Origin of the sequence: Pseudomonas alkylphenolica (assembly GCF_000746525.1) — a bacterium.
Taxonomy (GTDB): Bacteria; Pseudomonadota; Gammaproteobacteria; order Pseudomonadales; family Pseudomonadaceae; genus Aquipseudomonas; species Aquipseudomonas alkylphenolica.
In genome coordinates this window covers 2,186,766-2,211,752 of record NZ_CP009048.1, presented here as the reverse complement: position 1 = coordinate 2,211,752, position 24,987 = coordinate 2,186,766, and the positions used below count along the sequence as shown (strand labels likewise).

The window sequence follows — 24,987 nt, the reverse complement described above, 5'->3', positions numbered from 1 at the left end:
TCGAAAAAACGCTACAGGCCTCGTAATAGAGCGATAAATCAGCAACGCTCGGTGAGAAGAAGACACATAACGGTAACAATTTGTCAGAATTTAATTGACACACCACTCCAACTCTTCTTATTTTCCCCCTGCCTCACCACACCCAAAAGAATAATTCCAAACAAATACGGGCAAGTGCCATCCATGATGCCAGTCTCTTCACGCGCACCTGAAAAGCAGAACAAAGGACCCGTTCTCACCGCTTCACCCCGCCGCCGCTCCTCACTGATTCAGGAGCGCACCGCGCATGCACAGTAACAGCCCCGCAGCCTCCAGCCCGCAATTCAAGAAGACCCTGAAACTCTGGCAGGTGGTCATCATCGGCCTGGCCTACATCGCGCCGATGACCGTCTTCGACACCTTCGGCATCGTCTCCGGCATTACCGACGGGCATGTGCCCAGCGCCTACGTGCTGGCATTGCTCGGCATCCTCTTCACCGCCGTCAGCTACGGCACGCTGGTACGGCGCTTCCCCGAGTCCGGCTCGGCCTACACTTACACGCGCCGGGCGATCAACCCGCATGTCGGCTTTCTGGTCGGCTGGTCGTCGCTGCTCGATTACCTGCTGCTGCCGATGGTCAACGCCCTGCTGGCCAAGCTTTATCTGTCGGTGATGTTCCCGGAAGTCCCGGCCTGGGCCTGGGTGGTCGGCTTTGTCACCATCATGAGCCTGATCAACATCCGCAGCATCAACCTGGTGGCCAACTTCAACACCCTGTTCGTGGCCATTCAGGCGGTCATCATCGGCGTGTTCATCTATCTGACCATCCGCGGCCTGCACAGCGGCGAAGGCCTGGGCACGACCTGGAGCCTGCTGCCGTTTGCCGGTGAGGACACCCACCTCAACGCCCTGGTCGCCGGCGCCACCATCCTGTGCTTCTCGTTCCTCGGCTTCGATGCGGTGACCACCCTGTCGGAGGAAACCGAGAACGCCGAAAAGGTCATCCCGCGGGCGATCTTCCTGATTGCACTGATCGGCGGCCTGGTGTTCATCGTCGTGTCGTTCTACATCCAGTCGTTCTTCCCGACCATGGACCGCTTCCAGGATCACGAAGCCGCCCTGCCGGAAATCGCCCTGTATGTCGGCGGCAAGCTGTTCCAGTCGATCTTCATCTGCTGCACCTTCATCAACACCCTGGCCTCGGGCCTGGCTTCGCAAGCCAGCGTGTCGCGCCTGCTGTACGTGATGGGCCGCGACAATGTGATCCCGAAACGCTACTTCGGCCGCCTGCATGACAAGTGGAAAACCCCGGCCATCAACATCGTCATCGTCGGTTTCATTTCGTTGTCGGCAATCTTCTTCGACCTGGTGACGGCCACCTCGGTAATCAACTTCGGCGCCCTGGTCGCCTTCAGCTTCGTCAACCTCTCGGTAATCGTGCACTGCTACCTGCGTGAAGGGCGCAGCAAGACCCTGGCCGACAAGCTCAAGTATCTGGTGGTGCCGACGATAGGCTTTTGTATCATCGCCATTTTGTGGCTGGACCTTGATGAGCACTCGCTGCTGTTCGGCGGTGTCTGGGCGGCGCTGGGTGTGCTGTACCTGGCGTACCTGACCAAGGCCTTCAAGGTTGCACCACCCAGTTTCATTGCCGAGTAAAGCGCTATAGAAAAAATCGCCCGTCGCTATCGACGGGCTTTTGCTGTTCACATCCCTGAACCTACAAGGACGTCACCATGCTGCTGCGCCGCCTGCTCATCCAATGGAAGATCACCCTGCTCGCCGGCCTCTGCCTGCTGGTCATCGTGGTGCTACTGATGACCGCGGCGCTGTTTCAATCGAGCCGCAGCGCGACACTGGTCAACACTGCCAACACCCAGATGCTCGACCAGAACGCCCGCCTGCGCCTGCAGACTTATGCCCAGTTGCAGGCGGTGCGCATTCAACGCTATTTCAAGGACGCCTACCTGTACGGCAATGGCGTCTCGCAGCTGATGATGGTGCTCCGCGCCCAGGGCGTCGACAACCTGCGCCAGACACTCACCCAACAAGCCAAGACGGCACTGGGCGACAACCCTGAGCTGCTTGGCCTGTACCTGGTGTTCCTGCCCGATGCCCTCGATGGCAAGGACGCCGCGTTCATCGATCAGGCCGAGGTGGGCAGCAATGAAAGCGGACGCTACTCGCTCTATTGGTCACAACCGCAGCCCGGCCAGCTGGAGTCCGAGGCGATGCCCGAATCGATGCTCGCCGACACCAGCCTCGGCGCCAACGGCTTTGCCTACAACCGCTGGTTGACCTGCCCGCTGGAAACCGGCGAAACCTGCGTGATCGATCCCTACTTCGACACTGTCGGCGACCGCACGCCACTGATGACCAGTATTGCCATCCCGCTCAAGCAGGACGGCAAGGTCATCGGCGTAATGGGCCTGGACATCAGCCTCGACAACCTGCAGCAACTGAGCCTCGACGGGCGTCAGGAACTGTTCGACGGCAACGGCCAGGTCAGCATCGTCAGCCCCTCCGGCCTGCTGGCCGGGCACAGCCGCGACGGCAGCCAGCTAAGCAAGAAAATCGAAGACGTGCTCGGCCAGCAGGCCAGTGCCCTGGCGGCACAGATGCGTGCAGGCAAGGCGGCCGACGTCACCACCAACGGCATACTCCAGGTCAGCCAGTCGTTCGCCCCGGTGCCCGGCGCGCAGCCGTGGAGCGTGTTGCTGGAGGTACCCGAGCAAGTCTTGCAGGCGCCGGCCATCGAGCTCAATGCCCGCCTGGACGCCCACAACAACAACGCCAACCTCACCAGCCTGCTGATGGCCCTTGGCGCCGTCGTGCTGGGCCTGCTGGTGATCTGGATGACCGCCCGCGGCGTGACCCGGCCGATCCTCAAGGTCGCGGCAATGCTCAAAGACATCGCCAGCGGCGAAGGCGACCTGACCCGCCGCCTGGACTATGCCCGCAAGGACGAACTGGGTGAACTGGTGGGCTGGTTCAACCGCTTTCTCGACAAGCTGCAACCGGTGATCGCCAACGTCAAAGCCTCGGTCCAGGATGCCCGCAGCACCGCCGATCAATCGGCGGCGATTGCCAGCCAGACCAGCGCCGGCATGCAGCAGCAATACCGCGAAGTCGACCAGGTCGCCACCGCCTCGCAGGAAATGAGCGCCACCGCCCAGGACGTTGCGCGTAACGCCGCGCAAGCCGCCGAAGCGGCACGCGGTGCCGACCTTGCCACCCGCGAGGGCCTGGAGCTGATCCGCACCACTACCCGCGCGATCGAACAACTGGCGTGCGAAATGACCGCCGGCATGGAGGAAGTGCAACAGCTCGCCAGCCGTAGCGAACAGATCGGCTCGGTGCTTGAGGTGATCCGCTCGATTGCCGAGCAGACCAACCTGCTGGCCCTGAACGCCGCCATCGAAGCGGCGCGTGCCGGGGAAGCCGGACGCGGTTTTGCCGTGGTCGCCGATGAAGTGCGCAACCTGGCCCGGCGTACCCAGGACTCGGTCGATGAGATCCGCGTGGTCATCGAAGGCCTGCAGCAAGGCACGCGCGAAGTGGTCGGTTCGATGCACAGTAGCCATCGTCAGGCTCAGGGCAGCGTCGCCCAGGCCGAACAGGCGGTGCCGGCCCTGCAACGGATCGGCGATGCGGTGGCGGTGATCACCGACATGAACCTGCAGATCGCCTCGGCGGCCGAAGAGCAGAGCGCCGTGGCTGAAGAAGTGAACCGCAACGTCGCCAGCATTCGTGACGTAACTGAGTCGCTGTCCGGGCAGGCTGAGGAGTCGGCACAGATCAGCCAGGCGCTGAACCGCCTGGCCAATCATCAGCAGGGGCTGATGGCGACGTTCAAGGTGTAGCCGGTACTCGCTCGCACAGGTTAGCCGCGGCGCTGCAGAATCTCGGCAATCTTGCCGGGCACTGTGGCGTCGCCAGTGCTTTGTGACCACTGCATCCAGCTTGAGATCAGCTGCAACTGGCGCACCACCGAGTCGAACTGGCGCGCCGAAATGCGCTGGCCTGCCAGCGCATCATCGTAGCTATCAATGAGTTCGCGTTCAGGACAGGCCACCTGTCCTAAGACCCTGCCGGTGACAATTATCAACCAGCGGGTCAGCTGCACATCGGCCTTCATCAGCGCATCAAACACACCGAAGTAGCGTTTGTAGCGGGCCTGCGCCTCAGCCAGGCAGCGTTCGAGGTCAGCAAACGACAGAGGCCCGGGGCGGCTCATCACCTCGAATTGAATCCGGTTCAGCATGGCGTATGGGTTCCAGTCGGGCGCTGTTGCGTCTTCCCCCTCGGCATAGGCCAATCTGGCATCCTCAAAAGACTTAGCGATGAGCTCATCCAGCTCCGTTGCCCTGGTCGCGGATGTGCGCGTGTCGCTGCGTTCCAGCAGCGCGATATGGACCTGATACTTGAGCGCCCGCCCACGCATTACCTGACGACGCGCAAGCAATCCATCCGGCTGATCCACACACAGATTTCTCAAGCCATCTGCCCGCGCGATGGCCATCTCAATCCATTCTTTGGCGCGCGTGAAATTGGCAGAGCCCGCACCAAAGCCCGGGGCTGCGGCCAGATAGGCCTGGCGAATCTCTACATCGATCAGCTTTTCCACCGCAGTCATCGGTACACAGCCCCGGCCATTGAAGCGGGCTACCGCCTTGAGCAATGCCTCTCGGGCACACTCCAACGCATCAGCTTCACGCCACTCGCTATACAGCAGCCCCAACCCATACTGGACTTCGGCCTGGTTGATCCAGCTCTCCGGCAACCCCTTCAGCCGCTTGTCCACCAGCTCCCGTAGTTGTTTAAAGCCCATCCCCGTCGCTGCGGGATTCGGGTTGGCCGCGATCAGCCTCTGCCCTTCAAGCCAGTCGAGCAGTTCTGGAGATCCACGCAGATCGGCGTTGCTACCATCACCAGAAGGTAACAGCCTGAGCTGGAACAGCGGGTCACCATATGCCTGGTAAGCACCCCAGGTATTGCAAGCGGGAAACTGCTCGAGGGTCTCCCGGCGCGCGCAGGTAATAGCTTCGGCAAAAGGATCACCGTGAATGGCCAGGCGATTGAAAAAACTCTCGGAGAAACAGCAGGCCGCGTTGTCATCGACCTCCCACCCCGCCGCCACTACGCAACGCACGCCCATGTTGATCAGCTCTTGCGCCAGGCTCGCCGCCAGCCGGTTACCGCCAGGCTCGAAGCCAGTCACTTTGCCGAGGTGGCAACAACTGAGGAACACCAGGTCCGGCACGGTCTCCATCCGGTCAATTTCGGCGGCAGTCAGGAGCAAGCCGTCGGATAACACCACCCCGCTGCGCAACTGCCCATTGCTGTCTTTGCTTTGAAACACACCATGGGCACAGATCACCAGGACCCGATACGGCCTGGCAAACAGTTGATCGAAGACCTCAACGGCACTGGCCCCCTCGAACAGACTCCAGGTAGCGTAGCCAGCCCCCTCCAGCACCCGACTGACCGCCTGGCTTTCACGCGTGGCCCCCGGCAGGACCGCCAGACAATCCGACAGCGGTTCCTGTCCCTTTTCCCCGAACTGCTTGAAGTAGCCCCGAGTATCCGGGTTGCCGACCACACAGGCATTCATGATGTCAGTGCGCACCACTTCCCGACGGTACTGCTGAGTGATGAACTGACGCACCAGGCGGGACCGTTTGATTAATGGAACGCCATCACTTTCAAGCATTTCCCAGGGCAGGTTGGCGCTGCTGTCATCCAGCACCAGGATCAGGTTGTCGGATTTGCGCACGGCACTTTTGAAGCTGAGCGGGAGCATCAGCTGGAACAGGCTGTTACCGAAGAACGCGGTGGGGTCGTAACGCGTGCTGTGCCCGCGCAAGGCACTGTCGACCATTTTTTCCAGCAGCCCGGGCTGACGTTGATCGACCAGCGCCTCTACCCTCGCGCGCTGCCCCATGTACAGGTAATTGAAGCGTTGCGCGGGTTTGCTGGCAGCGTCGTCAAGGCGAGTTTCAGGAGCACTGTAACGTTGTACGCCGTCGGCGTTGCTGACCTGCAAACGCGGCCAGTAATCACCTGGGGGGGTGACACTCAGGCGTGGCCTCGCGCCTTCACCGAACTGCACCGCCTGCGCCAGCTCCAGCCGACTGTTGAGGCGCTGAAGTTCGCCAGCCAGCTCCTGGTCGAGGGTGGCCACCGCATAGCCGGCACAGATCGCCGCATCGACAAACATCTCGACAATATCCAGGCGCGTCACCGCCGCCGCACGCCCCTTGGGCCCTGCGCACACGGCGTCATATTCACGGTTGGCCTGCAATACGCCCAGCGTAATGGCACGAATCGATTCATCCACCGTCAACTGAGCACTGGAGTTGGTCCCCAGCAGCAAGCTGGCGATATGCAGCGCCAGCGGCGAGTCAGGCTTGTCGGGGTCGTCCAGACGTTTTACCTGAGCGTACTGATCCACCGCGTTCAACAAGTAGCGCAACACGCCGCTGCGTACCGCCTGGGTCACCACTTCGGCCGTCAGTTCGCCCATGTCCCCAAGGCCTATCATCACCGCGCCACGACCTGTTTCACGGCTCACTTCCTCGGCCGTGCGTGGGACCAGCACCACCGTCGCGTTACCGAGTTCACCTGAGTACAAACCCAGGCGCTGGCGCTGGGACAACGCACCGTTGACCAGGGTCTGGTCTATAGCGGCTTCGGCACCGGAAATCGGGTCGCCCCGGTAGTGCCCGCAGATCAGCGGAACCTGGATGCAGCTCAGGTTCATCGCCAGCACATTGATCTGCAGGGTGATCAGTTCAGGTTTCGGCTCCAGACTGTTGCTGCAACCGAGCACCTGGCTGAGAAGCTGGGCATCGGCCGGATAGGCCGGTGGCCCGCCGCGGAAACTGACCAGAGCAGTCGCACGCTCAGCCGTGCGACTGCTGGGCAGACGCTCCAGGCGCTTGGGCGTGCGATTGAACAACAAGCATTCGATCTCGGAAAAATAGCGCTCGGTGGATGCCAGTTCACCGTGCACCACCGGCATGTACCAATAACGATCTTCAGGCAGTTTTGCCAGGTGCCCTGAGCGCCAGGTCACAGTGCCGTCGCCCTGCGCAGTGCCGCGCAACATCAGTTGCTCGCCACTGATATCCAGCCCGCAGGGCGTGTTCTTGCCTTGCCCGTAGACATAGCTGACCCGCTCGGGCTTCACGTCGAGCCATTTGTTGGCTTCAAGTTTCTGCCAGAACTGCTTCACCTGCTCCAGTGCTGCGGCATCGGGGCGTGCTCCCAGTTCGTCACCAAACCAGAAGTCATTGTTCTGCATGGCCAACTGACTCCAGCTGGCAGCCCCAAAGAAGTCCACCGGGCTACGCCCGCCGACATCCTCGAAGCCGGGTGCGGGCAATAAGTGCAAAGCACCAGGAAATTTGCCCACGATCTGCAGAATTTCCCGCAACGGATTGCGCATATCTACACGAGCCAGCATGCGCACGGTGTCGGACTGCCCGAGCAAGGTCTCGACCATGGAATAGGCGCCGTGGTTCGGTGTGCCCAACATTACCACCAGGCCATCGGCACTCTTTACCAGCTCTGGCCATAACAACTCTTTTTCCGCGAACGCCGCACGAACGACCAGGCCACCCATACTGTGAGCCAATATGCGGATGTTTTTCTTCGGCTGGCTATCAATTTGCTCCTGCAACGCCTGAGCGAGTTCGCTGCCAAGTTGTTGAAGTGGCTTGCGCCAGTCATAGTGATAGTCAATGACCTTATAGTGGGTGGCTTCGAGGTAGGTATGCAGTTTCCCGTAAGCCAACTCAATCAGGCCCTTGCTCGTTACGTTCGGCACCTCTATCGCAATAGACCCCAAACCTTTCAAGGCAAGCTCCAGCGGGTCAAGCCAGAGCGTATTGCTGTCGATGCCCAAGCTGCTGCCCATAATCCCGGGCACTATGAACACAACCGCATCAACCTCTTGCTGACGCTTGACCAGCAACGCTTCGCCCACATCGCGTGAGGTTTCAGCCTTGCTGTCCCTGGACACGATGACCCTGTCCAGCAGCCAGTCGCTCAGGCTGCTGGGTAAAGGCCGATTGCGGTACCTGACCGCATCGCGGAAATAATTGAAGTGGTTGACCTGCGGTCCTTCGACCGCCATGGCATGGGTTTCTTTGGCGTGGCCGTAGACTCCGCCGTACATGGACTCGGTGTTGACCACCAGGTCGTTGCGGGCACGGTCGAATAGCGCCCAGTCGACGAACATATAGCCAATACGCTGAAGAATCCCGCTGGCTGACTCTTCGGAATCGCCAGCAATAACGGCCATTTTCAGATTCGGTAGCGGTGCGGCCCGCGCCAGCAGCATGCCCATGGGGGCTTCCGGCAGCATCGCTTCGATGCCGGGAACCACCTGCGGCTGCAGACGCTTGTCGGCGATCTCCAGGACCACCCGCTCAAGCAGTTTCAGACTGCGGTCTGCAACGTTGGCAGTCGCACTTCCGGCGACCGGTGTAGCAACGGCACTCACCGCTGCGCCGATACCCCAGGTGGCAAACTTGCGCACCAGATTCAGCAAACAGGACAGGAACACATCGAGGTTATCGGACAGCAGCGCTGTACCGCGGGCCGGAGCGGCCACGCGCACATAGTGGGTAACTTTAATGTTTTCACTTTTGAGAAGGCCTACAAGCTTAACGAGTTTGCGCTGCTCTTCCTTGGCAAAATCCTCGCGCTGCTTGACCAACGCCGGATCATGTTTTTCCCGCTCGACTTCATCGGGCCTGGGATCACGGCGATAGTTCTCGATCCATGTCGACAAGTGCGGGCCATCGGGGTCTATACAGAGCAAATCGGCAACCAGCCCGCCGCGCGAATGGCTCACCAACTGCAATACGGTATCTCGGGGCAGCTGTGTGACAATCTCCAGCGCATTGTCGATCGGGCTTTGCGAGAAGGTGCGATGTTCAAAAGCGGCAATCTGCTTGCCGAATTTCAATTGCAAGTCTTTCCAGGCAGCGGTGCTGGGCAATTCACCGAAACTGCCAAGCGTGTGCGAACCCGTCCCATGGATGAACAACAACATGGGTTTATCGGCGTCCAGTATTGTGTTGCTTGAAATCATATCTTGAGGGCTTAACGCACCACCGTTCCAGCGATACAGCCCGGACGGGCCAGCCAGCTGATTCTCGATGGCCTTCATCAGTGCTGTGGCGCCCTTTTGCGCAGCCCAGTTGACAGCCACACCGGTGACTTTGTCGGTAATCAGTGCCTTGGCCGCCTCAGTGATGTCGTCATCTTCCACTACCAACTGCCTGACCTTGCGCCAGATCCAATCCGGCACCCCCCGGCTCTTGCCCTGGATGTCGGTGAAGCGGGCAAAATCGACCGCACCATCTCTATCCAGTACATCCGGGCGGGTGCGACGCAACTGCTCGACCAGCGCATCGGCGCGAATGAAAATGGTCGAACCATCGTTAGCTTCCAGCGCCAGCAGTGCATGGGGATCGTGCAGGGTTTCACTGTGGGGAGCATCGCTGGAACGTGCGGCCGCTGTCAGCTCCCAGGTTTTCAACACCCGTACGTTATCCAGGGTACTGACCGGCCCGCCGCCCGCACTGCGACTTGTCGATGCGGCGAATGTCTGAAGTGGCATGGCCGCAACATCGGCGGAATGCTCAAGGGGGAGTTTGATCAGCGGCGGGGCGTCAGTCGGCTTCATGGTTATTCCCTCGGCATCCACTCCCTCACTACAGTTCATGCTTAGTTACATTTCAAGATCGGCCTTATTTTAAACAAGTGCGGCACGCCTAGTGTTTCAAAAACATAACACCCCAGTACCAGTTAATCGCAAATTCTGCAGGTCTAATATTGTCCTTATCGCGATCTGAATGGTTTGAATAAACACCTGACTGGCGACTAGAGTGCCTGGCCGGTTCGACACCATAGCGATTGCTGGCTAATGTTTATTGGATGATGGTTGAAACCACATGGAGGCGTTGCGATGAGCACTGACAATCAGGAACAGAGCTCAGCCGAGAAGGAAGAAATCAACAAGGCTGGCGCAGTAATCGCGGGGGGCTTGGCTGCAATCAATTTCGCCGTATTGATCCAGCTGCTGCCAGAGCTAAAAAGTCTAAATTCATGGTCTTTGTTTTCGCTATGGCTTTCACTCTTGGGGCTTTCAGTAAGCGTACCCGTGCTTACTTTTGTATTTGGATGTTATTCGGTTATACCGCGCCCTGGTGACGCCAAGCATATCCCTCTAAAGCGCATTCTGTTTTGGTTTTGCATCATCTCAGGCATTTCCATTTCGCTCGCCATTGCTGCTTTTCATCCCTTTGCCGGCATTTCATTTTTTATTACCTGTTGTATTGCTGTGAAAGCAGAGAGCAAGCTTGAGCAGCAGGCAAGCGCTCAAAGTTCAGAAACAGTTCAAAAAGCGCAAGACCAGAGTCAGCAGGAAGAAAATTAACCCTGCGCCGTACGACGCCTCAGCGCTTTCGGGGCTGTAGCAGCGGGAACTTCAGGTTACCGGCCAAGTCTATAAAACGCCCGAACCAACCCCAGCCGAGCAGCGCTTCAGCCGAGTCCGCCCCTGATGCCCACCAAGAGTTTTCTGCCAGGCCTGGTCCTGGCGTTCTGCGCTGTCGCATCGCTTTGCTCGGTTGCTGCCGAGCGTAGAGCCTCCGCGCACAGCAACAACGCATCCACCACCCTGATCGAAACCGCCTCGCAGCAGTATGCAGAGGGCCAGCTGGACCAGGCTGCGGCCACGCTGGAGCGTGCGTTGCATATCCAGCCGAACAATCCCGCGACGCTGCACTACCTCGGTGTGTTGAGGCTTCAACAGGGGGAGTACCAGCAGGCTGAAACGCTGGCGGCGCGCTCCAACCTGCGGGTTGGTCGCAACGTGCAGTTACGTAACCGCAACCTGCAACTGATCCAGGCGGCGCAGCAGGCGCAAATTACCGGTACCCCACCCAATGCCGAACAGGATCGGGTTGCGGTACAGCAGGGGCTGAAGGAGCAAGCGCTGGCCGAGCGGGAATCGCAACCACAACCCGAGTTCGACGCAATGGACATTCCCCGCGGCCATTGGCCGCCTCCCGGCAAATGCCGCATCTGGTTTGCTGATCGCCCGCCTGGGCATCAGCCGGCTCCCGGTAGCTGCAAGAAGCTCAAGCATCAGGTGCCGTTTGGGGCCTATCTGGTGGGTGGTTGAGCGTCTGAGAACACCGGTGGGAGCGGGCTTGCCCCGCGATACGATGCAACTGACAGTCCACAATCGCGGGGCAAGCCCGCTCCCACACCAGACCACCTCGAATCAAGCCTTGGACAAAGCATGCCAATAACATTCATAATGAGACTTGTTTTCATTAGCATGCACGCACCAAGGAGTTTCGGTGCCCCTAGCCCTATCCTCTGTACGTCGCCAGGAACTGCACGACCTCTACACCGATCATCATGTCTGGCTGCTGACCTGGCTGCGCAAGCGTCTGCAGCATCGCGAAACCGCTGCCGACCTGATGCAAGACACCTTCCTCCAACTGATTGGCCGCCCTGCCGCCAGCGGTGAGCTGCAGCAACCCAGGGCCTGGTTGACCACGGTGGCCAAGGGTTTGATGGTCGATCGCCTGCGCCGGCAACGCCTCGAACAGGCGTATCTACAGGTACTTGCCAGCCAGCCCGAAGCGTTTGAAGCCTCACCCGAAGAGCGTCTGCTGCTGCTCGAAACCCTGATCCGTATCGATGCCCTGCTCGACGGTCTGCCAACCAACGTGCGCACTGCCTATCTGCTGTCACGCCTTGAGGGCATGCCCTACCGCGACATCGCCGCGCACCTTGGGGTGTGTCTGAGCTCGGTGGAAAAGTACATGGCAACCGCCATGCGTCACTGCTTTCAGGCTCAGTGGTCATGAGCGCCAGCAATGTCAACGCGGATGAACTGGAACAGGCCATCAGCTGGATGGTGCGTCTGCGCTCCGGTGAAGCACCCGAAGAGCTCTGGCAGGCCTGCAGCCACTGGCGCGCGGCGAATCCCCGTCACGAGACAGCCTGGCAAGCGCTACAGGTGAGCGAAGGGCTGTTCGCACTGCCCCCTTCACAGGCGCGCATTGTTCGCCAGGCCCTGGAGAGCTCCGGGCGTCCCGCGCTATCCCGGCGTCATGCCCTCAAACTGCTGGGCCTGCTCGGTGCAGGCTGGCTGGTGCTGGATTCGCCACCGACGAGAAAAACCGACTTCAGCACCGCCGTCGGCCAGCGCAGCCGTTTTGTCCTGGCTGAGCACACCCAACTGTGGCTGAACACCGACAGCGCGGTCGACCGGCCAAACACCACACAGGCACCGCGAATTGTGCTGCAACGTGGCCAGATCCAGGTGGCTCATCATGCCCCTGGTCTTGCTCCGCTGCAGGTGCAAAGTGCCAATCTGCTGCTACACACCCGCGAAGCCCGCTTCGACCTGCAGCGCCAAGGCCAGCAGCATCGTTTGGCCATGCTCGAAGGCAGTGCTGAGGTCCAAGTCGCCCAGCATCCCGTGGCCCGCGTTGCTGCCGGGCAGCAATGGCTGATCGGCGCCGACGGCCTGCAACCTGTGCCAGACACCGGCATGACCCCGGGCACTTGGGTCCAGGGGCAGTTGGTGGTCAGGCGTATTGCCCTGGCGCGGTTGATCGACGAACTGGCGCGCTATCGCAGCGGCTGGCTGCAGTGCTCCAGCGAGGTTGCCAGGCTGCCTGTCTCCGGGGTTTTCCAGCTCGACGATATCGAACGCACGCTGGATGTGCTCAGTGCCTCGCTGCCGGTGAAAACCCTGCGCGTGTCTCGGCTCTGGGCGCGTGTCGTGCCTGCCTGAAGATTTTTACCTCGGCTGTTACGGGTTTTCGCACGCCCTTCGACATAAGAGAAAACACGCATTTGTCGAAGGAGCTTCACGTCCATGCAACACCGTAAACACCGTCTCGCGCTCGTGCTCCACGCTGTCCTGGCCGGGGGCGCACTGGCCCTGCCAGCCACGAATGCGCTGGCCGAAGTACGCGATCACCGCTACAACCTGCCGGCCACCTCCCTGGAAGATGCCCTCAACCAATTTGCCCAACAGGCCGGCATCACCCTGCCCCTGGACCCGACGCTGCTGGCGGGTAAACAGGCGCCTGCGCTCAACGGTGAATACGAAGTCCAGCAGGCCCTGGATCGCCTGTTGCAAAACAGCGGGCTGAAGGCCCGTCAGGTCGATGCGCGGATCTGGGCCCTCGAGCCAAGTAACAGCAGCGCGCTCAACCTCGACAACATGGTGATTACCGCCAGCCAGACCGAACACAGCGAACTCACCGCCCCCGCCAGCGTCAGCGTGATCAATCGCGAGCAACTACAGCAGATGCAGGCGCTGGACCTTGCCGAAGCGGTTGCCAAAGTGCCCGGCGTCAGCATCGCCGCGTCTTCCACCTACGGCCGCCACAAGATCAAGATGCGTGGCCTGGACTCCGACTACACCCTGCTGCTGGTCAACGGCCGCCGGATCAACTCGCGCGACGCCCTGACCAGCAACTACGCCAACGACTTCGACCTGTCGGCCATCCCCTTGAGTGCGGTGGAACGCATCGAAGTGATCCGTGGGCCGATGTCGTCGTTGTATGGCGCCGACGCCATGGGCGGGGTGATCAACGTGATCCTGCGCCGCCCCGGCAACGAGGCCGAAGGCTCGCTGAGCTACAGCTACCAGCACACCCCCTCCGGCGAGGGCGGCGACGTTCACAACAGCTCGATCTATACCGCCGGGCCGCTGATCAAGGATCGCCTGCTCGGCAACCTGATACTCGACGGCAGTGACCAGGCTGCGTGGAAATCCAGCATGACCACCGACGACCGCGCCCATGCCCGCGAACAGCGGCAGAACTGGGCGTTGATGTCCAACCTGATCTGGCTGATTGACGACAGCCAGGACCTGGAGCTGGACTTCAGCGCCCGCAACGACCAGCGCGACGGCGTGTGGAACAACTCCAACGTCAACTTTCCGCGCAACCAGCAGGAAATGGACCGCTACACCTTCGGCCTGACCCACAACGCCCAGATGGAACGCGCCAACACCCGCCTGCGCTACTACCACGAACAGGTCAACCTCAACGACGACTCGCAATTGACCACCAGCCTGCGCGGCATGGTCGGGGATGTCCGCCAGCGTAACCAAACGATTGACGGACAGGTCAGCGGCGAGCTGGACAATCACTTGCTGACGGCCGGTGCCGAGTATCGCCACACCGTGCTCGAACACAACCAGAACCTCAATGGCGACACCACAGACTTCCAGCGCGCCCTCTACCTGCAGGACGAAATCGGCCTGGGCGACCTGCGCCTGACTTTGGGCGGACGTCTGGACGACCACAAGTCGTTCGGTTCTGAATTCAGCCCGCGGGCCTATGCGGTGTATTCACTGACCGATGAATGGGTGGTCAAGGGTGGCGTGGGCAAAGCGTTCAAGGCACCGAGCATCAGCCAGTCCGACCCCAGCTACGCGATTGCCGCCTGCCGCGGCCGCTGCGTGGTCGCCGGCAACCCGGACCTGAAACCGGAAACGGCGACGTCCTACGAGATCGGTACGCTGTACCAGGGAGAGAAGCTCGAACTGGGTGCCAACCTGTTCTACAACGACATCAAAGACATGATCCTCGCCGACGGCTGGCGTCGCGGTCACATGCCGTCGGTATTGACCTACTACAACGTCAGCAGCGCGCGTACTCGCGGCGTCGAACTGTTCTCCAGCGCCCAGCTGAGCGACAGCCTGAAACTGACCGCCAACTACACCCTGACCGAAGCCGAAGACCGTGACACCGGCGAAGAACTGCGCCAGGTGCCGAAACATACCGGCAACGCCGACCTGAACTGGCAAGTGAGCCAACGCTGGCAGGCGCAGCTGGGTTACCAGTACATCGGCAGCCAGGTACTGCGCAACACCATCAGCAACAAGGACGTCGACAGTGCCGCCTATCACCTGGTCAACCTCGGCAGCCAGTATCAACTGACCCCGCAGTTGAGCCTCAATGGCGGCGTGAAAAACCTTGGCGACAGCGACCGCGACGCGGCTGCGCGTGACAGTGACTACATCGAACTGAGCCGGACGTTCTACGCCGGATTCACCTTGGCGTTCTAAGACGAAAGCCTCCCCCGGTAGGAGCGGGCTTGCCCCGCGATGCGATTTGACTGACAGACCGCAATCGCGGGGCAAGCCCGCTCCCACAGTAGCTGCAATTCCAGCAGTAGACCTGCCGGATCAGAAGGCGAAACAGGAACAGCCCAACGCCCCCCAGAAACCCTGAAAGTCACTCACCGGCACCGTAGACTGGCGCGCACGCTCATGGCTGTGGGCGTGCACAGCGCAGGCGCCCAAACATTGATGTACCACTGGCGCGGCAGGCCGCCAGTGGCCGGGCACCTTGGCCACCAGTGACCATTCAGGCAGCACCGGCAACGCTGGCGGGCCAAGCTTGTCGAACTCGCTGGCGCCATACACCACCTTGCCTCCCACCACAGTCAGCACCGACTCGATCCACTTGATCGACTCCTCTTCGACACTGAAATAGTCCGCCGATAACGCCACCAGGTCAGCCAACTGCCCCACCTTGATCTGCCCTTTCTTGCCCTGCTCGCTGGAGAACCAGGCGCTACCATGGGTAAACAACTCCAGCGCGACATCACGCGACAAGCCTTGCGGAGACAGCGCCATGCCACCCACGGTCCGGCCACTCACCAGCCAGTACAGCGAAGTCCACGGGTTGTAACTGGACACCCGGGTAGCGTCGGTGCCTGCCCCCACCGGCACGCCCTCGCTGAGCATGCGCTGGATCGGCGGAGTTTTCTCCGCAGCCTGGGCGCCGTAGCGGTCGACAAAATACTCCCCTTGAAACGCCATCCGGTCCTGAATGGCGATACCACCGCCCAGCGCCCGCACCCGCTCGATGTTCTGCGGGGTGATGGTTTCGGCATGATCGAAGAACCACGGCAATCCGTTGAACGGAATATCGCGATCAACCTTCTCGAACACATCCAGCATGCGCGAGATGGATTCGTTGTAAGTGGCATGCAGACGGAACGGCCAACGCTGCTCGACCAGGTGGCGCACCACCGGCTCCAGCTCCTGTTCCATAGTCTGAGGCAGGTCCGGGCGCGGCTCGAGGAAGTCCTCGAAGTCGGCCGCAGAAAACACCAGCATCTCGCCCGCGCCGTTGTGGCGGAAGAAGTCGTCACCGTCGCCAGGTTTGACGATCTGGCTCCAGTTCTTGAAGTCGCTCAGTTCTTCCTTGGGCTTTTGGGTAAACAGGTTGTAGGCAATGCGAATACTCAACTGCCCCTGCTTGGCCAGCTCCTGGATCACCGCGTAATCGTCCGGGTAGTTCTGGTAGCCACCACCGGCATCGATGGCACTGGTCAGGCCCAGCCGATTGAGCTCGCGCATGAACTGCCGGGTGGAGTTGACCTGATACTCCAGCGGCAGCTTCGGCCCCTTGGCCAGGGTGGCGTAGAGAATGGTGGCGTTGGGGCGGGCAATCAGCATCCCGGTCGGTTCGCCCTTGCTGTCACGCTGGACTTCGCCGCCAGGCGGGTTGGGCGTGTCCTTGGTGTAGCCCACGGCCTTGAGCGCGGCGCGGTTGAGCAGCGCGCGGTCGTATAGATGAAGAACGAACACCGGCGTGTCCGGCGCCGCGCGGTTGATCTCCTCAAGGGTGGGCATGCGCTTTTCCGCAAACTGGAACTCGTTCCAGCCGCCGACCACCCGCACCCACTGCGGCGACGGCGTGTGCTCGGCCTGGTCCTTGAGCATGCGCAAGGCATCGGCCAGCGACGGCACGCCTTCCCAGCGCAGCTCCAGATTGTAATTGAGGCCGCCACGGATCAGGTGCAGGTGCGAGTCGTTGAGACCGGGAATCACCGTGCGCTGGTTCAGGTCGATGAGCTGGGTGGCACCACCGCGCTGGGCCATGGCCTCGGCATCGCTGCCGACCGCGGTGAAACGCCCGTCCTTGATCGCCACCGCCGTGGCGCTGCGCTTATCGCGGTCGACGGTGTGGATACGGCCGTTGAACAGGATCAGATCTGCAGACATGGAACCCCCTGAAAAAGTGGCGTGGAAACCTCGGTGTGTTCAATCAACGCGCATTCAGCCAGGCAGCGAACGCCCGGGTCGCCAGCGGCATGAAGCAATAGACCACCAGCAACACAATGCTCAAGGTGATCACCACGTTGCTCGGCACATAGCCGCCGAGCCATGGCCAGATACCGAACGCCGGTTGCCACAGCCATGGCACCAGCAGCGACAGCGGCAGGATCACCAGAAAGGTCACACAGACTTGCTTCCAGCGTGGCGGCGGCGCATCGGCCGTGGCCGGGTTGAACCAGAACTCGCGTTCGGGATTGATCTCCAGACGGTCGCCATCGGCGAGCAACGGGCTGACCTCCTCGACCAGCTGCTTGCGTTCGGCAGAATCCAGCCACGCCTGCAACTGGGCGCTGGAAGCAAAGCGCAAAATGCAGGTGAACAGATGCAAACCACCCTGCCGCTCGCGCACCACATCGATGCCGATATGCCCGGGATAGCCCTTGGCGATGCCAATGGTGCGGCGCAGCCAGGCCTCATACGGCGCCTGCTGCGCGTCGCGAACCTGATGGCGGATCAACAGGGTCACGACATCGTCTGAACGCTCGGTCGTCATCATGGGCTCCTCTGGGTTCAGCGCGAATGAACACAACCGCAGAAGAAACAGCATGGCCCAACCAGCGAAAAATGCTCACCGACCTCGTCGACGAATACACCCCACTGCCACTCGTCGCCTTTGACATGATGGCACCCATTTTTTGACACCCGCTGGCGTGCCAATTGCACAAGCCCGCCCCAGCGGCCCCGAAAAGACGTAATTCTGACGCGGCAGCGGCCAAAATTATCGTTTACGGGCGCCTAAGAGACGCCTGCTCAGTTATCGGAGATGTAACGTGTCAACGCTCAATGAAATCGCAATGAACCACGCGAGAATGGTCAAACGGCTGGCGGAGGAATCGATCGTACTGGAACAGCGACAGCCCATCGTCGTCGGCGGTTTCGAGGTTTCATCCCTAGACACGCCAGACCCCATGCCGCTGCCCTTCATCATTGATGCTCAAGACAGAAGCATCGAGCTGGTTGCCGTAGCGGTCTGATCACCAGTCGGCATTACTCGCGTTATGTCGTAAAATAGCCGGTTGCCGAAAGAACCGTCATGGCCATAGCCATGAAGGGCTTTCATTCTTTCCAAATAATTGTGGTGAAGATGAACAAGCCTTTCATTTCGCTGTGCCCGGAAATTACTCGGGCACACGCACTGACACTGATGGATTGGTTAGAAGATGAGCGCGTTACCTGCTACCTGAGCGATTCGCGTGATGTCTCCCGCTCCATCGAGCAAGTCATCGATCGGACTCAATTGCCGATCCTGACCCATCTATTCAACCGGGGTGGCCGATTCTTCATGGCCTATGACCGGCATGACGCCCCGGTGGGCTTTGTCCGTCTGATCAAGACCGGCCCGAATTGCGAGATAGTCCTGGTCATCGGAGACAGCGACAAATGGGGCCGAAACCTTGGCGCCCGGACGATCCGCGAAGGCATGAAACTGGCCTTCCTCGACATGCGGGCCGAGAAGCTCATCGCCAAGATCCACCCGGACAACGTGCGCTCGCTGAAAGCCTTTCTGCGCAGCGGCTTTCTGCTTGAGAGCGAAACGCCGACATTGAAGTCATTTGCCATGACGGCGGGGCGCTATCTCCAGTGCTTGCGCGAAGGTGCCATTGTCGACTCCACTGAGATCTACATCACTGAAATCGACAAGGCCAGGCTCGAGAGCCTGATCGCGCTCGAGCAAGGCCCGGTCGTTGTTGAACTCGAACATGAACTTGAGCGAGCCATTGTCGTCACGCCGCAGCAGGTGGCGCGCAATGTCGTCACGATGAACTCCAGAGCCTTGCTGCAGCTGGACGACGAAGAGATCGAAGTGGCTCTGGTCTACCCTGAAGACGCGGACAGCAGCGCCGGGAAGTATTCCGTGTGCTCCGACATCGGCGCCGCCATCCTCGGCTATCAGGAGGGGGACGCCATCGACTGGCGAGTTTCTGACCGGACCCGCCGGATCGGGATCAGGAAAGTGCTTTACCAGCCGGAGGCCGCGGGCGACTTCCACCTGTAATTGCGCCGTTAGCTAAGTGTTCGACCATCAGGCGCGAAAGTCCCCTGGGCTTTCCGTGCCTGATACGGACCCTCGTACTGACCGCAGGACTGCGCAGCGTGCTACTCGCGAGATCAACCTGCGCCCTGTCCGGCCCCCGACTCAACGACCATGGCATGGGCCACATCCTCAACCAGCGCCTTGGCCATCCCCACCAGATAATGCGCTGCCCACGCCGACGTACCATCCTGCTCAAGGCCGGCTTGCAGCGTCAGGTGGTGCGCACAGCCCATCATGACCGAAACCTGCTCCAGCACAAACGCCGCACCGTGCCCTGGTTCGACCCGAAACAACCGCTCAGCGCCTACCCCGCCCTCACCTTCAGCGAACGTGCCGACGCCTACCGTCTTGAGACCTGACCGCGAACCCTCATCCATCCCAACCTCCCTAGCCCCAATTACAACTACAAGGCCGACTCCAAAATCTGTGGGAACAGCCCAACCTGTGGGAGCGGGCTTGCCCCGCGATCAACCCCAAATAGCTGACTCATCCAGACCAGCCACCAAAGCCCAATCACAACCAAGCCCGCCATTACTGCCACCAGATCAATGCCGCAACTGAACCTTACTCAACGCCACTTCAACCAAAGCGCGGGCATGGTCGATTTCATGCATGGTCGCCAAGGTCAGCACCTGGCCTGGAGAGCTGGAATGAAGCAGGACAGTCTGCTGTGCCACGGTCATGGCGCAGACCAGGTATTCGGAGATTTGGACGAGGATGTCTTCGAGGGATTGGTTGGGGTTGAGCGGTGGGTCGGGGACGATTTTCAACATAGTGGAACTCCTTGCTGGTGGAGCCGCCACAGACCTGCTGTCAAACAGAAAGGTGGCAGCTATACGTGGGTTGACAGACCGAGAGCAAGGGAACCCGGCGCACACGAATGTGCCCCACGTACAGCCGCCATAAAGCGTGCCGAAAGGGTACTTGCTAATCGGTCTGTCAAAACCGGTCGTTGAATTGGCAACGACTGGGGGAGACTAGAGCTCGATCGGAAGCACCGCAATGGCTTGAAAGCCGCGGAAGTATGATTCGGAAATGGACTACAGGGAATCGGGGAATTCTGAAGATTTGTACGTCCAACGACCAAAATCGCCAAGATTAGGAGATGATTTCACGAAAGCTCGCGCGATAGCCCATCGGCTTCAAATGAAGCGTCTGAGTTCAGTGCAAGGTCTAAGGCTTACCAAAAATCTGCTGAATGGTGTTATTTATACTATCAATACCCTCAAGCACTTTCTGCTGAGAGTCCGACTTGTTCGTAGGAAGACTTGTAGGATTTGTTGAGGCTTGTTTCGCGCAGCTATTCGAGCATACTTCATGTCCAGACTGGCATATCTCAAGGCACTTTTGCAGCGTGTTTTTCTGTTGAACCTGACAGTTATGCTGGCAGTTCACCAACATGCTAGAACACCCGTTCTGGCAAGTTTCAAAAGCAGATCCTGCGGATGCTCGAGCACTCGCAAAAAACAAAAAAAAACATAATAACATTCTCATAACGAGCACCTTATCATCGCTCAGCACTCATTGCTTATTACGCGATCCATTGACCTTTGCAACGTAAACTATAACCCTGCATCACCCGCCGATACTAACTTGTAAAAACAAACATAGAAAAAAGCAAATCTCAATTGGAAATCATCTCGATTACAAAATGATATATTGATTCTTGAGCGCACTGCTTTAATTAACTTAGTTAAATTGGCCGTATTGTTCGGTGCGTGGATGCAGCTGGAGGTTTCTATGCTGACTTTCAGGGTATGCCTGCTGCTGTTAGCATTTTCTGCAACCTCTGCACTTGCAGCACCATGCACTTACTGTTTCGATCTTAGGAAAAAGTGTCACGAACAGCAGTGCGAAAAATTGGAAGGTTCGGCGAAGACAGATTGCTTTCATGAGTGTGCCAACTCATTTCGCGCTTGTAGGAACAGTTGCGAAAATAAAAATCAAGGTGCAGCATCGCCAGCCCAACCGTTGGGCAGTATCGACAAAGTTAACAATGCAATTCAAAAAATCTTTGGTGATCCTTGAGGCATAACCAAAGCGCGGGTATTGACGATCTCATGCATGGTGGACAAAGTCAGGTATTGCGGTACACGGGAGTCGGTATGAATTCCTGCGCCACAGGAAAACGAACAACTCGATGTAGGACTAGTCCTTCTGTTTTGTAGGATCTCGCGCTATCTTCGCTGGCGATATGCCACGCTTTTAAGGACGCGAGATGCAATTTTTCTGGGTAAACCTGGGCACGACTCACAAGGAAGCGAGAGACGGCAAATTTCTCTGGGCCCCGCTGAGCTCGCGATCAAAGACTGGCTGGAAGCAAACATGTCGCCACTGGGACAACGTTGGAAAGGTAAAAGCCGGGGACTTGGTTTTCTGCTACCACGACAACTACCTGCGCGCCATTGCCACTGCCGAACGAGATGCCTATCCAGCAGAGCGGCCCCCTACCCGCTCGTTTAACGAGTGGAGTAACGAAGGGTTCCGAGTCGATATTGCAATCACCGACCTCAAGCGCCACGTACGCAGCGGCGACATCGCACCCACATACCAAGCGCAATTCAACGTCCGTACAGAGCCGTCTTTGTTCAACATCAAAGGCCGCATTACTCAGATCTACATGGCGCACGTGCCTGCGGATGCAGCGCTGTACTTGTTAGAGCAAGCCGAAGTTATTGCTGACTACGAAGACCAGTTCATTGATGCTGGATCGCCAGGAAAAGCCCCGTCCGTTACTACGCGAGCAGCGCTTGTAAATGCTCGAATTGGCCAAGGTGCGGATTCCACGGTCATCTGGCCACCCATTCCATGAGCATCTGACCACCGATTCCACGCTGATCCGGCCACCCATTCCACGCGCATCCGGCCACTGATTCCACGGCCATCCGGCCACTCAACCGGGCAGGCAGCTACGCAGGATTTCTTCACTACCATCGACCTCTTTTTCGAAGCAGAGAGGTCGTCGTGGAGCGTTTATCCATGCGTAAGATTCGCGAAGTACTACGTCTCAAGTTCGAGGTCGGACTATCAGCTCGCCAGATTGCGGTCAGCGTGCAGGTCGGTCGTGTCACCGTCGGCGACTACCTCAATCGTTTTGCCGCCAGTGGTCTCAGTTGGCCCTGTTCGTTGTCCGATGCCGAGTTGGAGCAGCAACTGTTCCCGCCGGCCCCGGCGGTTGCCAGCGAGAAGCGGCCTTTACCCGATTGGGCATGGGTGCATGCCGAACTGCGCCGCCCCGGGGTGACCCTGGCGCTGCTCTGGCAGGAGTACCGCCTGAGCCAGCCGCAGGGCTTTCAGTACAGCTGGTTCTGTGAGCACTACCGGGCCTGGCAGGGCAAGCTGGACGTGGTGATGCGTCAGGAGCACCGCGTCGGCGAGAAGCTGTTCGTCGACTATGCCGGCCAGACGGTGCCGGTTATCGACCGCCACAGCGGCGAGATCCGCCAGGCGCAGGTGTTCGTCGCGGTGCTCGGCGCGTCCAGCTACACCTTCGCCGAAGCCACCTGGTCGCAGCAGCTGCCGGACTGGCTAGGCTCGCATACCCGTTGCTTCGCCTTCCTCGGCGGCGTGCCGGAGATCGTGGTGCCGGACAACCTGCGCAGCGCGGTGAGCAAGGCCCATCGTTACGAGCCGGACATCAACCCCAGCTACCGCGACCTTGCCGAGCACTACGGAGTGGCGGTGGTGCCGGCGCGGGCACGCAAACCGCGCGACAAGGCCAAGGCCGAAGTCGGCGTGCAGGTGGTCGAGCGTTGGATCCTCGCGGCCCTGCGCAACCGTCAGTTCTTCTCCTTGGACGAACTCAACAGCGCCATCTCCGTGTTGCTGGAGCGGCTCAACCAACGCCCGTTCAAGAAGCTGCCGGGCTCGCGCCAGACGGCCTTCGACAGCCTGGATCGTCCGGCGCTGCGCCCCCTGCCGGAGCAACCCTACGTCTACGCCGAGTGGAAGAAAGCGCGGGTGCACATCGACTACCACGTCGAGGTCGATGGGCATTACTACTCGGTGCCGTATCAACTGGTGAAGAAGCAGCTGGAGGTGCGCCTGACGGCGCGCACCGTCGAGTGTTTCCACGCCAACCAGCGAGTGGCCAGCCACCTGCGCTCAATGCACAAGGGCCGGCACAGCACGCAGGCCGAGCACATGCCCAAGAGCCATCGCGAGCATGCCGAGTGGACGCCACAACGGCTGATCCGCTGGGCCGAGCAGACCGGGCCGAACACCGCCGGCGTGATCCGGCACATCCTCGAACGGCGCATCCATCCGCAGCAGGGCTACCGGGCCTGCCTGGGCATCCTGCGCCTGGGCAAAACCCACGGCGAAGTGCGCCTGGAGTTGGCCTGCCGTCGCGCCATCAGCCTCGGCACGTGCAGCTACAAGAGCCTCGAATCGATCCTGCGCCAGGGGCTGGAGAACCTGCCGCTGGCCCAGCAGCACCTGCCCCTGCTGCCGGACGACCACGCCAACCTGCGCGGCCCCGGCTACTACCACTGAACACAAGGAATCCCACCATGCTGCCCCATCCGACCCTGGACAAGCTGCAAACCCTGCGCCTGCACGGCATGCTCAAGGCGCTGAACGAACAACTGAAAACCCCGGACATCGACAGCCTGAGCTTCGAGGAACGCCTCGGCCTGCTGGTCGACCGCGAGCTGACTGAACGCGACGACAAGCGCCTGAGCAGCCGCCTGCGCCAGGCCCGGCTCAAGCACAACGCCTGCCTCGAAGACATCGACTACCGCAGCCCGCGCGGGCTGGATAAGGCGCTGATCCTGCAACTGAGCGGCGGCCAGTGGCTACGCGACGGCCTCAACCTGATCATCGGCGGCCCCACCGGTGTCGGTAAAACCTGGCTGGCCTGCGCCCTGGCCCACCAGGCCTGCCGAGAAGGCTACAGCGTGCGTTACCTGCGCTTGCCGCGTTTGCTGGAAGAACTGGGTCTGGCCCATGGCGACGGGCGCTTCGCCAAGCTGATGAGCAGCTACGCCAAGACCGACCTGCTGATCCTCGATGACTGGGGCTTGGCCCCGTTCACCGCCGAACAGCGGCGCGACATGCTGGAGCTACTGGACGACCGCTACGGCCAGCGCTCGACCATCGTTACCAGCCAGATGCCGGTGGACAACTGGCACGAACTGATCGGCGATCCGACCCTGGCCGACGCTATCCTCGACCGCCTGGTGCACAACGCTTACCGGATCAATCTGAAGGGTGAATCAATGCGCAAACGGACGCAGAAATTGACGACGCCAGCCAACCCGGACTAACAATGCCACCCCTGCGTCGCTGCGCTCCGACTGCCCGGCCGGATGGCCGTGGAACAGGTGGCCAGATGGCCCTGGAATGCCTGGCCAGATGAGAGCGGACTGGGTGGCCGGATGGCGTGGAATCCGCACCAAGGCGCATTTCGAACAGGATTGCTCAAACGCTGGGAAAAAAAATGTGCGTTGACCGGGCTAAAAAATCCCAACCTGCTCGTCGCCTCGCACATCCAGGCTTGGGCCTTAGCCGACAACCACGCGCGTCTGGATACAGACAACGGATTGCTGCTGGCCACCCACATTGATCGACTCTTCGACTGTGGGTTGATTTCTTTTGGTGAGGATGGGCAACTGCTGATCAGCGACGACTTGGCTGCGGAAGAACACAAAATCCTAGGGCTGGACCAATACACATTGATTCCTACCTTGAGTGAAGGTAATCGACGCTACCTTGAAAAGCACCGGAAGCGATTTAGCTTTTCATAGGGGTCATTTTCCAGTTCGGGTAAACTCCAGCTCA

Annotated in this window: 18 protein-coding genes and 1 pseudogene; 14 read left to right on the top strand and 5 right to left on the bottom strand. The window is 60.0% G+C overall.

The genetic code is table 11. From position 1 onward, the window contains the following. Positions 1–286: 286 nt before the first annotated feature. From PSAKL28_RS10290 to PSAKL28_RS28530, 3 genes and pseudogenes are all read left to right on the top strand, one after another. Complete coding sequence (locus PSAKL28_RS10290) at positions 287–1,639, top strand: APC family permease (protein WP_038609737.1); 1,353 nt, start codon at positions 287–289, stop codon at positions 1,637–1,639. Positions 1,640–1,716: 77 nt separating this feature from the next. Beyond that, positions 1,717–2,985: pseudogene (locus PSAKL28_RS28535) on the top strand (cache domain-containing protein); the annotation flags it as partial. Positions 2,986–3,087: 102 nt separating this feature from the next. Further along, a complete protein-coding gene (locus tag PSAKL28_RS28530) occupies positions 3,088–3,843 on the top strand; it encodes a methyl-accepting chemotaxis protein (protein WP_371261999.1) in 756 nt (251 codons plus the stop codon). Between the two features lie 20 nt (positions 3,844–3,863). Here PSAKL28_RS28530 and PSAKL28_RS10280 read toward each other — a convergent pair whose 3' ends face one another. Then, a complete protein-coding gene (locus PSAKL28_RS10280; protein ID WP_051939261.1) occupies positions 3,864–9,680 on the bottom strand; it encodes a DUF7379 domain-containing protein in 5,817 nt (1,938 codons plus the stop codon). A 282-nt stretch (positions 9,681–9,962) separates the two neighbouring features. Between PSAKL28_RS10280 and PSAKL28_RS10275 the strand changes: the two genes are divergently transcribed. From PSAKL28_RS10275 to PSAKL28_RS10255, 5 genes are all read left to right on the top strand, one after another. Then, positions 9,963–10,433 (top strand): hypothetical protein, encoded by a 471-nt coding sequence (locus tag PSAKL28_RS10275; protein WP_038609731.1) that lies wholly within the window; start codon positions 9,963–9,965, stop codon positions 10,431–10,433. 126 nt (positions 10,434–10,559) lie between these two features. Then, entirely contained in the window at positions 10,560–11,183 is a 624-nt protein-coding gene (locus PSAKL28_RS10270) for a tetratricopeptide repeat protein (protein WP_038609728.1), read from the top strand. A gap of 181 nt (positions 11,184–11,364) precedes the next feature. Then, entirely contained in the window at positions 11,365–11,880 is a 516-nt protein-coding gene (locus PSAKL28_RS10265; RefSeq protein ID WP_038609725.1) for a sigma-70 family RNA polymerase sigma factor, read from the top strand. Continuing rightward, complete coding sequence (locus PSAKL28_RS10260) at positions 11,877–12,815, top strand: DUF4880 domain-containing protein (RefSeq protein WP_038609722.1); 939 nt, start codon at positions 11,877–11,879, stop codon at positions 12,813–12,815. The genes PSAKL28_RS10265 and PSAKL28_RS10260 overlap by 4 nt, the downstream gene beginning before the upstream one ends. Positions 12,816–12,899: 84 nt before the next feature. Beyond that, positions 12,900–15,107 carry a TonB-dependent receptor gene (locus PSAKL28_RS10255; protein WP_084589082.1) on the top strand — a complete coding sequence of 736 codons (2,208 nt, stop codon included), beginning with the start codon at positions 12,900–12,902 and terminating at the stop codon, positions 15,105–15,107. A 120-nt stretch (positions 15,108–15,227) separates the two neighbouring features. Here PSAKL28_RS10255 and PSAKL28_RS10250 read toward each other — a convergent pair whose 3' ends face one another. Then, positions 15,228–17,057, bottom strand: coding sequence for an amidohydrolase (locus PSAKL28_RS10250; protein ID WP_038609719.1), 1,830 nt, complete (start codon positions 17,055–17,057; stop codon positions 15,228–15,230). Positions 17,058–17,100: 43 nt separating this feature from the next. Continuing rightward, positions 17,101–17,664 carry an antibiotic biosynthesis monooxygenase gene (locus PSAKL28_RS10245; RefSeq protein WP_051939259.1) on the bottom strand — a complete coding sequence of 188 codons (564 nt, stop codon included), beginning with the start codon at positions 17,662–17,664 and terminating at the stop codon, positions 17,101–17,103. A gap of 277 nt (positions 17,665–17,941) precedes the next feature. On the opposite strand from PSAKL28_RS10245, the gene PSAKL28_RS10240 reads away from it, so the two are divergent. Beyond that, entirely contained in the window at positions 17,942–18,145 is a 204-nt protein-coding gene (locus tag PSAKL28_RS10240) for a hypothetical protein (RefSeq protein ID WP_038609716.1), read from the top strand. 59 nt (positions 18,146–18,204) lie between these two features. Continuing rightward, positions 18,205–19,167, top strand: a complete 963-nt coding sequence (locus PSAKL28_RS10235; RefSeq protein WP_038609714.1) for a bifunctional GNAT family N-acetyltransferase/nucleoside diphosphate kinase regulator — start codon at positions 18,205–18,207, stop codon at positions 19,165–19,167. Positions 19,168–19,280: 113 nt separating this feature from the next. On the opposite strand, the gene PSAKL28_RS28525 is transcribed toward PSAKL28_RS10235, so the two are convergent. After that, positions 19,281–19,583 carry a DUF3077 domain-containing protein gene (locus PSAKL28_RS28525; RefSeq protein ID WP_038609712.1) on the bottom strand — a complete coding sequence of 101 codons (303 nt, stop codon included), beginning with the start codon at positions 19,581–19,583 and terminating at the stop codon, positions 19,281–19,283. A gap of 168 nt (positions 19,584–19,751) precedes the next feature. Next, positions 19,752–19,979, bottom strand: coding sequence for a hypothetical protein (locus PSAKL28_RS10225; RefSeq protein ID WP_038609710.1), 228 nt, complete (start codon positions 19,977–19,979; stop codon positions 19,752–19,754). Between the two features lie 1,445 nt (positions 19,980–21,424). On the opposite strand from PSAKL28_RS10225, the gene PSAKL28_RS27645 reads away from it, so the two are divergent. From PSAKL28_RS27645 to PSAKL28_RS10205, 4 genes are all read left to right on the top strand, one after another. Further along, positions 21,425–22,018 (top strand): EVE domain-containing protein, encoded by a 594-nt coding sequence (locus PSAKL28_RS27645; protein ID WP_051939257.1) that lies wholly within the window; start codon positions 21,425–21,427, stop codon positions 22,016–22,018. A gap of 167 nt (positions 22,019–22,185) precedes the next feature. Then, positions 22,186–23,700, top strand: a complete 1,515-nt coding sequence (gene istA / locus PSAKL28_RS10215; RefSeq protein WP_019364253.1) for an IS21-like element IS1491 family transposase — start codon at positions 22,186–22,188, stop codon at positions 23,698–23,700. Positions 23,701–23,717: 17 nt separating this feature from the next. Beyond that, positions 23,718–24,473 carry an IS21-like element ISPpu7 family helper ATPase IstB gene (gene istB / locus PSAKL28_RS10210; RefSeq protein WP_003290589.1) on the top strand — a complete coding sequence of 252 codons (756 nt, stop codon included), beginning with the start codon at positions 23,718–23,720 and terminating at the stop codon, positions 24,471–24,473. Between the two features lie 48 nt (positions 24,474–24,521). After that, positions 24,522–24,953 (top strand): HNH endonuclease, encoded by a 432-nt coding sequence (locus PSAKL28_RS10205; protein WP_157687015.1) that lies wholly within the window; start codon positions 24,522–24,524, stop codon positions 24,951–24,953. The last annotated feature ends 34 nt before the right edge of the window (positions 24,954–24,987 follow it).

Excerpts from the sequence above, each read along its gene's own strand:
- PSAKL28_RS10245 (WP_051939259.1), bottom strand. The coding sequence starts at position 17,664 with ATGACGACCGAGCGTTCAGACGATGTCGTGACCCTGTTGATCCGCCAT.
- PSAKL28_RS10235 (WP_038609714.1), top strand. The coding sequence starts at position 18,205 with ATGGCCATAGCCATGAAGGGCTTTCATTCTTTCCAAATAATTGTGGTG.
- PSAKL28_RS28525 (WP_038609712.1), bottom strand. The coding sequence starts at position 19,583 with ATGGATGAGGGTTCGCGGTCAGGTCTCAAGACGGTAGGCGTCGGCACG.
- PSAKL28_RS10290 (WP_038609737.1), top strand. The coding sequence starts at position 287 with ATGCACAGTAACAGCCCCGCAGCCTCCAGCCCGCAATTCAAGAAGACC.
- PSAKL28_RS10250 (WP_038609719.1), bottom strand. The coding sequence starts at position 17,057 with ATGTCTGCAGATCTGATCCTGTTCAACGGCCGTATCCACACCGTCGAC.
- PSAKL28_RS10225 (WP_038609710.1), bottom strand. The coding sequence starts at position 19,979 with ATGTTGAAAATCGTCCCCGACCCACCGCTCAACCCCAACCAATCCCTC.
- PSAKL28_RS27645 (WP_051939257.1), top strand. The coding sequence starts at position 21,425 with ATGCAATTTTTCTGGGTAAACCTGGGCACGACTCACAAGGAAGCGAGA.
- PSAKL28_RS10275 (WP_038609731.1), top strand. The coding sequence starts at position 9,963 with ATGAGCACTGACAATCAGGAACAGAGCTCAGCCGAGAAGGAAGAAATC.
- PSAKL28_RS10270 (WP_038609728.1), top strand. The coding sequence starts at position 10,560 with ATGCCCACCAAGAGTTTTCTGCCAGGCCTGGTCCTGGCGTTCTGCGCT.
- PSAKL28_RS28530 (WP_371261999.1), top strand. The coding sequence starts at position 3,088 with ATGCAGCAGCAATACCGCGAAGTCGACCAGGTCGCCACCGCCTCGCAG.
- PSAKL28_RS10255 (WP_084589082.1), top strand. The coding sequence starts at position 12,900 with ATGCAACACCGTAAACACCGTCTCGCGCTCGTGCTCCACGCTGTCCTG.
- istB (WP_003290589.1), top strand. The coding sequence starts at position 23,718 with ATGCTGCCCCATCCGACCCTGGACAAGCTGCAAACCCTGCGCCTGCAC.
- istA (WP_019364253.1), top strand. The coding sequence starts at position 22,186 with ATGCGTAAGATTCGCGAAGTACTACGTCTCAAGTTCGAGGTCGGACTA.
- PSAKL28_RS10260 (WP_038609722.1), top strand. The coding sequence starts at position 11,877 with ATGAGCGCCAGCAATGTCAACGCGGATGAACTGGAACAGGCCATCAGC.
- PSAKL28_RS10280 (WP_051939261.1), bottom strand. The coding sequence starts at position 9,680 with ATGAAGCCGACTGACGCCCCGCCGCTGATCAAACTCCCCCTTGAGCAT.